The 13,240-nt window shown below is 49.6% G+C and carries 13 protein-coding genes and 2 tRNA genes; 4 read left to right on the forward strand and 11 right to left on the reverse strand.

Annotation, left to right across the window (positions count from 1 at the left end; genetic code table 11):
- From tuf to BUQ78_RS04565, 4 genes are all read right to left on the reverse strand, one after another.
- On the reverse strand, positions 1-1,206 hold the full coding sequence (gene tuf, locus BUQ78_RS04550) for an elongation factor Tu (protein ID WP_014806106.1): 1,206 nt from the start codon (positions 1,204-1,206) through the stop codon (positions 1-3).
- 114 nt (positions 1,207-1,320) lie between these two features.
- A tRNA-Thr gene (locus BUQ78_RS04555) sits at positions 1,321-1,396 on the reverse strand.
- Positions 1,397-1,400: 4 nt separating this feature from the next.
- Positions 1,401-1,486, reverse strand: a tRNA-Tyr gene (locus BUQ78_RS04560).
- 74 nt (positions 1,487-1,560) lie between these two features.
- Entirely contained in the window at positions 1,561-3,642 is a 2,082-nt protein-coding gene (locus BUQ78_RS04565; RefSeq protein ID WP_074199423.1) for a patatin-like phospholipase family protein, read from the reverse strand.
- 95 nt (positions 3,643-3,737) lie between these two features.
- Here BUQ78_RS04565 and BUQ78_RS04570 point away from each other — a divergent pair, with 95 nt between their 5' ends.
- Together BUQ78_RS04570 and BUQ78_RS04575 are read left to right on the forward strand one after the other, a co-directional pair.
- Positions 3,738-4,472 (forward strand): SDR family NAD(P)-dependent oxidoreductase, encoded by a 735-nt coding sequence (locus BUQ78_RS04570; protein WP_014806104.1) that lies wholly within the window; start codon positions 3,738-3,740, stop codon positions 4,470-4,472.
- Between the two features lie 21 nt (positions 4,473-4,493).
- Positions 4,494-5,204: a cysteate racemase gene (locus BUQ78_RS04575; RefSeq protein WP_074199424.1), complete on the forward strand. Its 711-nt coding sequence runs from the start codon at positions 4,494-4,496 to the stop codon at positions 5,202-5,204.
- On the opposite strand, the gene BUQ78_RS04580 is transcribed toward BUQ78_RS04575, so the two are convergent.
- On the reverse strand, positions 5,201-6,271 hold the full coding sequence (locus BUQ78_RS04580; protein ID WP_074199425.1) for a hypothetical protein: 1,071 nt from the start codon (positions 6,269-6,271) through the stop codon (positions 5,201-5,203). The two genes, BUQ78_RS04575 and BUQ78_RS04580, sit on opposite strands and share 4 nt — an antisense overlap.
- Before the next feature lie 121 nt (positions 6,272-6,392).
- Here BUQ78_RS04580 and BUQ78_RS04585 point away from each other — a divergent pair, with 121 nt between their 5' ends.
- Positions 6,393-6,926 (forward strand): chromate transporter, encoded by a 534-nt coding sequence (locus tag BUQ78_RS04585; protein WP_014806101.1) that lies wholly within the window; start codon positions 6,393-6,395, stop codon positions 6,924-6,926.
- Positions 6,919-7,473, forward strand: a complete 555-nt coding sequence (locus BUQ78_RS04590; RefSeq protein ID WP_074199426.1) for a chromate transporter — start codon at positions 6,919-6,921, stop codon at positions 7,471-7,473. Before BUQ78_RS04585 ends, BUQ78_RS04590 begins: the two co-directional genes overlap by 8 nt.
- 11 nt (positions 7,474-7,484) lie before the next feature.
- On the opposite strand, the gene BUQ78_RS04595 is transcribed toward BUQ78_RS04590, so the two are convergent.
- From BUQ78_RS04595 to BUQ78_RS04620, 6 genes are all read right to left on the reverse strand, one after another.
- A complete protein-coding gene (locus BUQ78_RS04595; protein WP_014806099.1) occupies positions 7,485-7,970 on the reverse strand; it encodes a chemotaxis protein CheX in 486 nt (161 codons plus the stop codon).
- Positions 7,971-7,994: 24 nt separating this feature from the next.
- Positions 7,995-8,435: a RuvC family protein gene (locus BUQ78_RS04600; protein ID WP_041459721.1), complete on the reverse strand. Its 441-nt coding sequence runs from the start codon at positions 8,433-8,435 to the stop codon at positions 7,995-7,997.
- Positions 8,435-9,334, reverse strand: coding sequence for a lysophospholipid acyltransferase family protein (locus tag BUQ78_RS04605; protein WP_014806097.1), 900 nt, complete (start codon positions 9,332-9,334; stop codon positions 8,435-8,437). Before BUQ78_RS04605 ends, BUQ78_RS04600 begins: the two co-directional genes overlap by 1 nt.
- Positions 9,335-9,421: 87 nt before the next feature.
- Positions 9,422-10,507 carry a pyridoxal-phosphate-dependent aminotransferase family protein gene (locus BUQ78_RS04610; RefSeq protein ID WP_074199427.1) on the reverse strand — a complete coding sequence of 362 codons (1,086 nt, stop codon included), beginning with the start codon at positions 10,505-10,507 and terminating at the stop codon, positions 9,422-9,424.
- Positions 10,508-10,639: 132 nt separating this feature from the next.
- On the reverse strand, positions 10,640-11,197 hold the full coding sequence (locus BUQ78_RS04615; RefSeq protein ID WP_074199428.1) for a hypothetical protein: 558 nt from the start codon (positions 11,195-11,197) through the stop codon (positions 10,640-10,642).
- A gap of 5 nt (positions 11,198-11,202) precedes the next feature.
- Positions 11,203-13,209, reverse strand: coding sequence for an oxidoreductase (locus BUQ78_RS04620; protein WP_074199429.1), 2,007 nt, complete (start codon positions 13,207-13,209; stop codon positions 11,203-11,205).
- Between the last annotated feature and the right edge of the window lie 31 nt (positions 13,210-13,240).

The following is a 13,240-nucleotide window of genomic DNA, read 5'->3' on the forward strand; positions in this document are numbered from 1 at the left end:
TTACTTATCCAGTATATCGGTCACTACGCCGGCACCTACCGTACGACCGCCTTCCCTTATGGCAAACCTCAAGCCCTTCTCCAGGGCTACGGGGACTATCAGCTTTACCTCTATGTTGGCGTTGTCGCCGGGCATGACCATCTCGACTCCCTCGGGAAGGGTTATCTCGCCGGTGACGTCGGTGGTCCTGAAGTAGAACTGCGGCTTATATCCGTTGAAGAAGGGGGTGTGCCTTCCGCCTTCCTCCTTCTTCAAGACGTATATCTCCGCCTTGAAGTGCTTGTGAGGGGTTATGGTGCCGGGCTTTGCGACGACCTGCCCTCTTTCCACGTCCTCCTTGTCGACGCCCCTCAAAAGTATACCTATGTTGTCTCCGGCTATGGCCTCGTCCAAGACCTTCCTGAACATCTCGAGCGAAGTGGCCACGGTCTTTATCTTGTCCTCCCTCATCCCCACGATCTCTACTTCCTCGCCGGGGGTTATCCTTCCGCGCTCAACCCTGCCGGTCACGACGGTGCCGCGGCCCGTTATGGAGAATACGTCCTCTATGGGCATCAGGAAGGGCTGATCCACCGGTCGCTCGGGAAGAGGTATGTAGCTGTCGCAGGCGTCCATGAGCTCCCATATCTTTCCGCACCAGGGGCAATCCCTCTTGCCGCAACCGCACTCGAGGGCCTTCAATGCAGAGCCCCTTATCACGGGCACTTCGTCTCCGGGAAATCCGTAGCTTGAAAGCAGCTCCCTTACCTCCATCTCGACCAGGTCGAGCAATTCCTCGTCGTCAACCATGTCCACCTTGTTCATGAAGACCACTATGACGGGGACGTTTACCTGCCTTGCCAAAAGGACGTGTTCCCTCGTCTGGGGCATGGGGCCGTCTGCGGCAGATACGACGAGTATGGCTCCATCCATCTGGGCTGCTCCGGTGATCATGTTCTTTATGTAGTCGGCGTGTCCGGGGCAGTCGATGTGGGCGTAATGCCTGTGTTCGGTCTGATACTCCACGTGGGATATGCTAATGGTTATGCCGCGTTCCCTCTCCTCAGGGGCCTTGTCTATCTGGTCGAAGGGGGTGAAGTCGGCAAACCCTGCCGTGGACAGTACCCTCGTTATGGCTGCGGTCAAGGTGGTCTTGCCGTGGTCGATATGTCCTATGGTTCCTATGTTTAGATGCGGTTTTACCCTTTCAAACTTAGACTTTGCCATGCTTGTCAGCCTCCCTTATCCTAATCGTGCACTGCAACATAGCCCTCGGGTAATATGATATAACATACTAAAAGAGATCCGAAACATATCGCACGTCTCGGACCTCTAGCATCCTGGAGCCGACTGCCGGAATCGAACCGGCGACCCCTTCCTTACCATGGAAGTGCTCTGCCTGCTGAGCTAAGTCGGCTCTATGGTGGGGGGAGCAGGATTTGAACCTGCGAAGGCGTCCGCCGGCAGATTTACAGTCTGCTGCCTTTGACCACTTGGCTATCCCCCCGCTGCCAACCACATACACCGGCTCGCGTCAATGATTATACAAGGACTAGGTAGTTTGTCAACTTGAAAGTAAAATCACGGTCTAACCGGTCCATATGAAACAGGCGGCTTACCAACCGAAAATCCAAAGGTCCAGTCGTCACGATCATCATATAAAGCAAATACGCTCAAGTCAATAAGCCTGTTGGGAATATTTAATCCAATTCCAATCTCCCACAGCTCCTGGGTGCGGCTCCAACTGTCATCCATTGCGTAACCAAAAACACCGAAAAGCTCCGGCTCCAATCTACCCCACCATCCCCTGACCAAGGCGCTTCGCACGCCTACTCTGACCCAAGCTGCATTATCTGCCATGACCGGATGCCCCATCCTGCTTAGAAACTCTCCGTATCCACCCAAATATGCAGCCCATGCAGGATTGCTTGAGTCGCCCTTCTCAACTCCGCCGGAAAGTACGATGCGCCATTTGTCTTCCACGGGTAAAGAAGAAGCAAATACCATCCGCCCGAGTAACGTTTCCCCCTCTGGGTACCACAACAACCCGCTAGCCTCGAAATAGCTTTCTAATTTGTCGTCCCTTTTATTTTCGTAGGCAAATTTGACCATGGGTCCCCAATGGCTCTCGTCTCGGCCATCGTCTGTGCGATCAAAGGCAATACCGCCGCCAAAGGACATATTGTCCTCTCCGACGTTATCAAACCCAAGATAGGCAAAATACCTCTTCCAGCTGACCTTGCCGTAATTTTCCGGACTTATCTCCCAATCTTGAAAGGCAAAACTTGATTCGAACTGCCAATTGCTACCCTCTTTGCCCATATAATCGACCCTTGCGGAACTGTTTTCCCCAAGGCAGACTTGCAATTTGGCCTCATCTCCCAAATCAAACAAGTCTCTCTCGCCGTATTCCAGGGATATCCATCTGTCATTCGAAGATATATTGGTGCTGTAACCAGAAAGGGAATACTCCCTTTGAGCTTTCCTTTTTACAACAAATTCGATAATCACCCATTCATTTTCTTCTACAAGAAGATAATCGGCCATGGCAACTCTGCCATTCGATAGGAGCTCCAGAACGGAATCGTTGACCTTTGCCATGTCCAGCGGCCGACCCACCCAAGACCTCCTTTCTTCCAAAAATGACTTCTCCATATCGGGAAATCCGGTAAGCCTAACATCTTTTACGATCAAACTTTTATGAGCCCTCTCCACTCCGGTAGCCTTTGGGGCAAGCGCCGTTATTGTATCCATCTGCTCAAGGGCTGCCTTAAATCCACGGTCCATTATCTCCCCGGTATTTGCAAAGCTCATCAGCGATACATCCTCCACATTCGGCCTGATGACGACATCGGCATACTGCAAATCCTCTTGTACATTCTTCGCAGTCATCATGCTTACCGTTTGATCCAATACGTCTATCATCGACCTTACCTGTTCTTTTTGCATCAGTTTTCCGGTCACATCTACGGCTATAACGGGACAATCCGGGAATAGCTCTTTTGCTATCCTGACGGGTAGGTTTGCCACCAGACCGCCATCGATCAGCAATTTGTCCTCATATGGCCAGGGGGCAAAAATGCCTGGCAGGGACATGGATGCCCTCATGGCCGATGCGAGATTTCCCTTCGTAATAACGACGGCCTCGCCCGTTTCGAGGTCGGTAGCCACGGCAGCAAATGGTACAGGCAAGCTCATGAAATCATAACATTTGACGTGGGACGTGTATTTTAACATTTCTTCATATATTTTCTTTCCTTCCATCAGTCCCATCCTGCCGATGAGTCGGCCCTTTTCATCGTAGGATAACTTTATGACGGGCTTACTTGAGGATTGGGCATGCAGATTTTTGTCTTCCGCATCGGAAAAGAGCGCGAACATGTTGAGCTCAAGAAATATTTTTTCTAGCTCGGCTCCATCATATCCGCTCGCGGCAAGGCCCCCGATTATCGCGCCCATGCTAGTGCCAACGATCCCGGATATCTTTATTCCCCTTTCTTCAAGGGCCTTAATGACTCCCACGTGGGCCAAGCCCTTAGCACCTCCCCCCGAAAGCACCAAGACAACTCCTCCGTCATTGCCCAAAGCCACCGTAGGCAAAAAAGACGCGGTAAAAAACAGGACGAGCATGAAAATCTGCACAAATTTTTTTCCTGAGAACATGACGTCATCCTCCAACTCAAAGCTGATACTTTGGTTTATCATATGTATGATTGTAATTCATATTTTTCCGTTTCAAAAAAGGAAGGAAGAAGATCATGGATATACTGAATAAGGTAGCTTTAGTTACGGGCGGAAGTGGGGGCATAGGAAGAGCCATCTGTCTGGAGCTGGCAAGGCATGGTGCCAATGTCGTACTCACATACAATAAAAATGAGACAAAGGCTTTAAATACTGTCAAAGAAATTGAAGACCTGGGTAAAAGAGCGGGCTGTTATAAGGTCAACCTCGCCGACAAGGTCGAGATAAGCAAAGCCGTTCAAGGGATAATCGACGATTTCGATATCGTGGACATACTTGTCAACAACGCCGGCACTATAGGAGAAAATTCCACCTTACTCGAGATAGATGAAGATGAGTGGGACGAAGTTTTAACCGTGAACCTAAAGGGTGCATTTCTCATAACCCAATGCGTCCTACCCTACATGATTAGCAACGGAGGAGGAAAGATCGTCAATATAAGCAGCGTCGCGGGCAAGGACGGGGGCACCATGGGGGTGCACTATGCCGCCAGCAAGGCAGGCTTAATCGGTATGACCTTCCACCTGGCCAGGGAATTGATGGAACATAACATAGAAGTAAACGCAGTCGCCCCCGGACCAGTGAATACCGATCTTTTAAGCTCTGAAGACAAGGAAAGGCTTGCACGCCTTTCGCCCAACGGCAGGCTGGCGAATCCGGAGGAGATAGCCCATGCCGTCAGGTTTTTAATCGAAAACGATTATGTTAACGGCGAGGTATTGGACATCAATGCCGGCCGTTATATGGACTAACAGACGAAAAGAGGGTTTGCGATGATACCTAAGAAAACTCTTGGTGTATTGGGCGGGATGGGACCTGCGGCTTCGGCTGAGTTTATGGTGCTTTTGACAAGATTTGCTCCGGCAAGTTGTGATCAGGAGCACCCAAAGGTAATATTGCTTTCTTGGCCACAAATACCCGACAGGACAAAGGCCATACTTTCAGGCGGAGAGGATCCTTCTGCTTATCTGCTTGAAGGGCTTAATAAGCTCGCAGCATGGGGAGCTGATGTTTTGGCCGTGCCCTGCAACACAGCACATTACTTCATCGATAAAATGAAAGATCAGATACCTAGGCCGTTAATACACATAGTAGAGTCAACTCTGGAACAGGCCAAACAAAAGTCACCTTCGGGGGCATGGCTTATAGCCACGAAGGGGACCATAAGGACAGGGCTATATCAAAGATACGCCAATCAAATGGGAGTTAAGCTTCTTTTGCCCGATTCAGAGGAGCAGGACAAGATACAGAGTTGCATCGAGCTTGTCAAGAAAAACGACTCTCAGGCAGCTGGTCGGGCATTGAAGGAGATCCTTGCCTCCCTGCAAAAGAAAAACGACGTGCCGTTCATAGCAGCATGCACTGAAATACCTTTAGCGTTCGAGGCGACGGGCCTTGGGAACAATTTAATGATCTCAAGTTTGGAGGCTCTGGCAGTGAAGTGCATTTCCGTCATTTATTCTGACGTCTATAACCCTTATTAAAATGGTAAAAACAGGATCGCCGCAAATATGAAAATTACGATCAGTAAAGCTACCACCAAGGCCCTGCTTGGCCCTCTTTGCTTGTGCATCTCATGCACCTTTACCTTTATGTCTCCCGGCGAGATAAATCTGAAGTATGACTCCTTAGATTCAGGTTCGTCAGCTTCTTTTATCGTGCCATGAGCTTCGTACTGACCGTCCTTAAGCAGCCTCAACATGTATATCGTTGCGGGTACTTCAACTTCATCTCTTATTACATAGATGACATCTCCGGGGTGAAGCTCGGACAAGGGCACCCCGTCAACGGGATCAACAAAGGGGTCAACTTCAACAAGCGGGGTTACATCATCTGTAGATCCCATTAAATCCATTGATTCCCTTTCTGCGGTTGAACTGTCCTCTTCCTTTCTCATCAACTGCGTTAAATATCTAGTTATGGCATTATCGAGGGAGATTAAATTGACGCTTTTTTCCCTAAGATCAGGTAAGGACAATTTAACAAATTTAAAGGCAACGATAGGCAAAGTTCTCCCGGTGGCTTCGCGAAATCTTCTTTCGAACTCCATTAACCTCTCCCTTGAGAGGCACTCTTCATCGTTATCCGATAAATCGGACTCCTCCTTTCGCAGGAACTCGCCGTAAGCATCGCCTGCAATATCAGGCCATATCTTTCTTAATTGCTGATTGACATGTTGGGCAGCTATGAACTCCACATCGTTTACCGACTCAGGAAGCGGACTTGTTCCTTTTGTCAAAATGTTAGATATGGTTGGCCATCCGCTCGATGAGATGCTTTCCGCGGCATAAGGTAAAGCCGCTTGCGATGTCCATACTATATTGCCATCCGGACCTATTATGGCCACCTGGAGCAGGGAAATTTGGTCAGAATAGGACATTATAGCCCACATGACGATATATTCCCTGCTTTCTCGCATCAAATAAGCAAATAAAGCCCTGGGGTCTTCCTTGCCACCCTCGTCTATGTACTTCTTCATCAGCCTGTCTACCTCATCCTCGCTGAGGCCTAACATATAAGCCAATAAGCCTTTCGTATACCATTCGGACATTTTTGGGCTCCCCGTCATTTTGATCTCTATATTTTCCCCTTTGCCTTACAGGGTATTTTAAACTAAACTTAAAGCCAAAATGTCGATACGATCGATAAATTTTTACGAAAGCGGGTACGCCATGCTAACAGATATCTTCTTTCTCTTTTTGAAAGCGAGCCTATGGGCCTTGGGTGGAGGCTTTGTTTTCATGGGTCTAATAGAGATCGAGATCAAAAAGAAGTCCTGGGATTCGTTGTGCGACGTAAACTCTCTGATTACAATCGCTACTTCTCTGCCCGGCCCCATAATTACTAATCTGTCGTTCTTAATCGGCAAGAATCTGGCTGGAATGGTTGGAGGCCTTACTGCCGTTGTAGGAGCTGTCCTGCCACCTTTTATAATTATATACCTTTTGGCTCCGTTTCTGCTGGATCAAGGGTCTTCGCAGGCCTTTGTGAGCTCCTTTTTCTACGGTGGCCTGGTTGGCGTTATGGTCTTCGTCTTTTTAACGGCCTATCGATGGATAAGGGGAGCATATAATTTTGGCATTGTAAGTTTTGCAAGCTTTGCACTTATGACAATTTTAATGCTGGCTGGCATCCATCCGCTCATCGCCCTTCTTGTAGGTTTTTCGATGAACATGTTCCTTAAAGGGAATACAGAAAATGAGTGAGCTCTTTCTCTTAGCTGTTGCCTTCGGCAGAATTGCATTGGGGAGTTTTGCCGGCGGATTGGCTTCAATAGCCTTAATATATCATGAAATTGTAGTACATTATCAGTGGTTTACCGATGAAGAATTCAGCAAGATGATCAGCCTGGCCCAAATGACTCCCGGCCCAATCGCCGTCAATGCCGCTACCTATGTAGGCAAAAAGCTCGCAGGATTTCCTGGCGCCTTTGTGGCAACGACGTCAGTAGTCGCCACCCCCTTGATTTTGTTGTTCATAGTGTCGTCAACCATACGCTTCCTTCCGCTAAGGGAAGAGACGAAACAAAAGGCCCGGCTTTCGCTTCGACCAGGCGTAGCAGCGCTTTTGACTGCCAGCACCCTGAGGCTGTTTTCATCGACATTGGAAAGGCCGATTTACTTATTGCTAGTGCCATTGGCCTTCTTCATGTTGCTAAACGGCAGGACAGGCAAAAACCCTTCCCTAGCAATCGTATCCTGTGGACTGGCAGCCGCTATAATAACGCTCATGCTGCAGATATTCCAAGGGTAGAGATATTTTGCTCAACTCATCGCCAAGACCATGTACAAAGTCCCTTTCTTGCTTAGCCTAAAAGGGAGGGTAAAATTTTGTGTGGATTTTTCCTTGGAAGGAATGGATCTTATGTGCTCGCCCACAAGCAACTGCGGAGGGGTTAAGTTCAAACCCTCCAGCTCGCTGAGCTTAATGAAAGCTTGACCGCTTGCCATGTTGGCCAATTCGCCCAGTGCGCTCATGGCCAACGGATCGCCTAACTTGGGAGTTATAGCGCCCCCCGACATTGCCGTTACAAGCTCATTAAATCCATCATCGTCGACCATTATGGCCACCGTGCCCTTTACTGTCGTAGTTACAAAGCCAACCAATGCAGCGGCTCTACTTCCTCCGACGTTGACATCGGAAGTGATGGCCTCCTTATCAAGGGTGATCTCCAGGCCCATGCTCTTGCAAACAGATACTAAAGCCCCAGCAAAACCGTTAACGATCTTCGTAAAAAGCTTAGGATCCATGTATAACGCACCTTCCGTCAAGATTTATCTCTGCAGCCACATTTTTACGAGCTCCCACGCTGCCAGGTCATCTACATCGCGATTAGGAACCAAAAGGGATCGTGGCAAATATTTGCGTAATCCCCTTGGAGGATGAATTTGAAAATATAAACCCCTTGCCCTCTCCGTCGAGAATGACTCGTCTACGACCTCGTAATTTAAGCCTAATCTCTTCAGTGCAAGCTCAACTTTTTCGGAGGTGGTTCCCCCGCCAAGCAATATGCCTTTCAGCCTCTCATCGTAAAGCAAGCTAACTTCGCCTTCGCGCCCGTATGGCTTTAGCCTTTCCCAATCATCCTTCATAAGGATCGACAAAAACAAATCGATGTCTGAGGCCGGCAAAATGCCCGAATAAATAAGTTTGCCTTCCTCATCTACGAAGGCAAACCCCACCTTATCCCTTCCAGGATCTAGACCAAGATACATCATTTGTCACCTAACGTAGATGCCCATCGGGGATATAGCCACAGCCATTGCTCGGGATGCCTCGAGATCCAGTCTGACAAGATATCATTACATATACACACGTTCTCTTCAAGAGGTCTTTCATAAAAATTTTCCACGCTCTCCTCCAAAGAGGGCAAGAAATACAAATCGTGATGGACGTTGTCCTTTCTGCGAATTATAAACAGGGGCACTATGGGGGATCGCATCTTCAAGGCCATCTTTATGGGACCATAGGGAGTGCTAGCCGGCTGCCCCAAAAAAGGCGCGACTATTCCCTTATCCTTGGCATCTTGATCCAAAAGTACGCCTAAGATATTGCCCTCCCGGAGGCATCGAATGGCGCCCCTCAGGTCGAAGCCCTTTCCGATAGTTTCGACCCCGCACGAAGATCGTATATCGGCGATCAACTGAGTAATGCGAGGATCTCTTTGATCGGCACCTATCGCCTTCATGGGATATCCCTTCAGTCCCAAGTAAGCCGCAGCCAGCTCCCAATTGCCCAGATGGGCCGTAAGCAATATCACGCCTCTGCCGTAAGCCAGGGCATCGTTTAGATTTTCTATATCATGGACAGTTACCAATTCATCAATTCTATCCCGCAGCCTCGACAAGCTCAGGAATTCCGCCAAACTTCGCCCTAAATTGATGTAGGATTTAGCAACGATATCCCTTGCAACAGCTAAACTGCATCCCAAAATCTTGGAACATCTGCATACAGCCTTAGAAGCTCTCTTCCCGCTCAGCAGGAATACCATGCGCCCCAGGTTGCCTCCTAGTGATAATGCAATAGAGTGAGGTAACATCCGTAGTTGAATGCTCAAATATTGTATGCTTAACCATATCAGTTCATTGGGCATTAAGCTCTTATCACCGTCCATATATCCTCTAAATTTAATACACGTAGATTATCTCAAAATCAGCGATAGATATATCGGCAATTTCCCTGGTATCGAACAAACGTGAGTTTACCTAGAGGTTAAAATATCTTCCAGTATGTCTAGGGCACGAGAGACAAGATCGAGATCGGCCTGGCTACCCATGTGACCCACCCTAAAAACTCTGTCCTTCAGGATGCCGTAGCTGCCACCGAAGACCACGCCTCTTTCTCGAAGTTTGCCGTCAAGCGTCTTCCAACTCCATCCATTAGGCACATATATTGCCGTAACCGTTGGCGAGGAATAACCCTCATCGCGAGGAAACAACTTAAGCCCCATATCCACGACTCGACTTATGCAGTAGGCACTGACGCTTTCGTGGCGCATGTAGACGTTTTTTAAGCCCTCATCGAGCAATTTTCGTGCCGACATCGCAAGCGCGGCTACGGCATGCCAATTGTGAGTATAGGGCAATTCTTTCTTTTTCGGCCCGTATCGCCACGGAAGCAGGGCATCATAACCATCGTAACGCCTTGATGCTATGGCGTCCCAGGCTTTTTCGCTTACCGTCACCATCGCCAGATCAGGCGGGAGGCTTAAGGCCTTCTGGCTTCCGAGCAAGCCCAAATCTATATTCCAGTCGTCCACAAGGACCTCAACTCCGCAGGCGCTTGAGACAAAATCCACGTAAAATAGTGCATCAACTTCGCGGGCTATTTCCCCAATGGATTCAATGGGGTTTAAAATGCCACTGGGCGTCTCGCAGTGAACAGCCGTAATCATAAAGGGCCTGAAATCCAGGGCTTCGCCTCGAATTACGTCGATATCGGGCACGCGATCGTAATCAAACTTGACTTCGCGGACATCACACCCTAAGGCCCTTGCCATGTCGGCTACGCCTGAGCCAAATACCCCATTTGAGACGGCAAGCACCTTGCTGCCCGAGGGCAACGTGCTTTTTAATGCCCCCCAAAGCGCCAGCATTCCCTCTCCTGACATGATGACCACGTCATTTTTCGTAGATAAAACTTCTTTGAGCAAATTGCCGGCTTCATCGTAAGTTTCAAAGAAATCGTCTTCAAGGTCTGCGCTCCCGAAATTGATCGTGTAAATATCCCTAATATCCTGCGGCACCGATACAGGTCCCGGCACCAGTCCGATGGGATAGGTTTTCATGTCCCCCTCAACCTCCTAAACCTTCAGAATAAAGTCCATTGCTATCATTGACAGTATTGCTTTCTTTGTCCAGGACCTATTTCGCACAAAATGGGACAAATCTGGCATCCCTACCCATCTTTAGCCACAACATTATCTCTTTAAGGCATCGATCTTCCTGCAGAGTTCATTGAGGGATTCATTGTGTTGTCTTGCCCTGCCTACATCCCAATAAAGCAAAGTGGCCTTAAAGAAGTCACGCTCTCTGAATATGTATGATCGTTTCCTCTCGCGCACGGCCCGATGAAAATGATGCAGAAATGCGTACTTGGGATCTTCGATCAAATCAGTAGGGAAAGGGCCTCGGAAGGTTAACCCCGAGGCCCTGTAAACGGCATCTCCATCCGCCAAAAGCCAGGCTTCTATCTTGCGTTTTGCAGGCGCCACAATTAAGCTTGGACCCTCAAGTTCCTCAATGGCCTTGTCGTCCTTCTCGTCCGCTTCATCATAGACCACTACTACGACGTATCCTTTGGCAATCAGTTTGCGTGCTACGCTGACAGCCTCCTTAAGAAGCCTATTCACCCCTCCAAGTTGCTTTGTCATGGCAAAGACGCCATCCGGCATCAATTGCCTTATGATGCTTTTGACTACCAATACGTCATTTGAGCCCTCGCATAGAAAGGCAAATTTCCCTTTTGCATCATGCAACTTGCCTATATGTGCCTCCCCACTTCGAAGGCATCCCATATCGTGAACATGAAGTTACGCACCTTCATGGCATCTCCTATGAGGTAGGAGTTCGGAAATTCCTTCCTCACCGAGTCGTAGAGCTTGTTTTCCTCCTTAAGGCCTATGGCTACGACGATGGTGTCGGCCTCAAGCTCCGTCTTCCTGAAGTTCTTGTCGATCAGCACAGCCCCCTTGGAAGTAACCTCGGCTACGGTTGTGCCGGTTATGGCTTTTACATTGTGGAAGCAGAGCAGGTCTAACAGCATCTGTTTGTTGGCATGGCACAGCGGCATGCCTGCCGACATCAGCTCGTCCAGCATCTCAACTATCGTGACTGACTTGCCCTGCTGGGCCAGCCAAAGGGCCGTCTCACAACCCACGAGGCCACCTCCGACGACCAATACGTTTTGTCCTGCCTTACCCTTGCCCAGGAGCAGGTCCTCTGCCTTTACGACGTTGTTCTTATCGACGCCGGGAACGTTTAAATCCCTGGGGCTTGAGCCCGTGGCCACGATAACTACATCGGGAGCTTCCTCTCGAAGCAGATCAAGCGTTACCGTCGTGTTGAGCTTCACGGTGACGCCTGCCCTTTGAAGCTCATTTTCGTACCACTTAAGCAGCCTTTCCTCGTCCTTCTTGAAGTCGGGCACCGAGGCCTCGATGATATGGCCCCCGAGATGTCCTGACCTCTCATATATCGTCACCTTATGTCCCCTTAAAGCAGCGACCCTTGCCGATTCCATACCGGCTAAGCCGCCGCCCACGATGGCAACCTTCCTGGGAGTCGTAGTCGGGGTGATGGCCGCATCTTTTTCTCGGCCGCAGGCGGGGTTGACCGCACAGGACAGCGGTTTTCCCTCAAATATCCTGCCCAGACAGCCATCTTGACATCCCAAGCAGGGCCTGATCCTTTCTTCCTGGCCTGATCTTACCTTGTTTGGCCACTCGGGGTCCGCAAGCAGACCCCTTCCCAAGACTATAGCGTCGGCGGTCTTTTCCTCCAAAGCTTGGACGGCAAGATCCGGCAGCTCCATCCTTCCGGCCATGAGCACGGGAACGCTTACCACCTTTTTAAGCTCTTTAATCAGGTCCATGTAACAGCCGTGTTTCATGTAGTTCGGCGGATGGGCCCAGTACCAGGCTTCGTAGGAACCTGCGTCGGCGTTAAAGCCGTCGTAACCTGCTTCCTGCAGTATCTTGGCCGCTATGAGGCCTTCCTTTAAGTCCCTTCCTCTTTCCTCGAACTGCTCTCCGGGCAGACCTCCCTTATTCCATCCCTTTATGTAGCTTTTTACGCTGAACCTAAGGATGACAGGGAAGTTTCTGCCCACCTTGGACTTAATGGCCTTAATTATCTCGATGGGAAACGTAAGCCTTCCCTCCAGGTCTCCGCCGTATTTGTCGGTCCTCCTGTTGAAGAAGCTCATGGTGAACTGATCCAGGAGGTAGCCTTCATGCATGGCGTGTATCTCGATGCCGTCGAAACCACAAGCCACGGCGATCTCTGCCGCTTCTGCAAACCTCTCGACCAGGCGCTCCACTTCCTCGGTCTTAAGCTCCCTGCATGTTACGTTGGGTTCCCAGTAGTTTGGGATGGCAGAAGGGGCGACGGGTTGGCCGTCGAGCATTATGGGATGTGCGTTATGCCCCAGTCCCGCGGTAATTTGAATGAAGATCTTGGATCCGTAGGCATGGACCCTTTCGGTGAGCTCGGCAGCCCTGGTGATGAAATGAAGCGGGTTTAACGTTATACACGGAAAGGTAGGCATCTTAAGCTTTTCTATCTCGTTTTCAAGCTTCACCGCCCCGGTAATTATAAGCCCCGTACCGCCGCGTGCTCGCTCAACATAATACTCTACGGCGCGTTCCGTATAACAGCCATCCTCGGTTACCAGCCCTATGATGCCCATGGGAGCCATGGCGATCCTGTTTGGGATCTCCACGCTTCCGATCCTCATGGGCTCAAAGAGCCTCTCACGCCCTTTAGTCATTTAGAGCACCTCCTTAGGCTTATATATTAAA

The sequence above is a fragment of the Acetomicrobium flavidum genome, from assembly GCF_900129645.1.
In the GTDB taxonomy this organism is placed as follows: Bacteria; Synergistota; Synergistia; order Synergistales; family Acetomicrobiaceae; genus Acetomicrobium; species Acetomicrobium flavidum.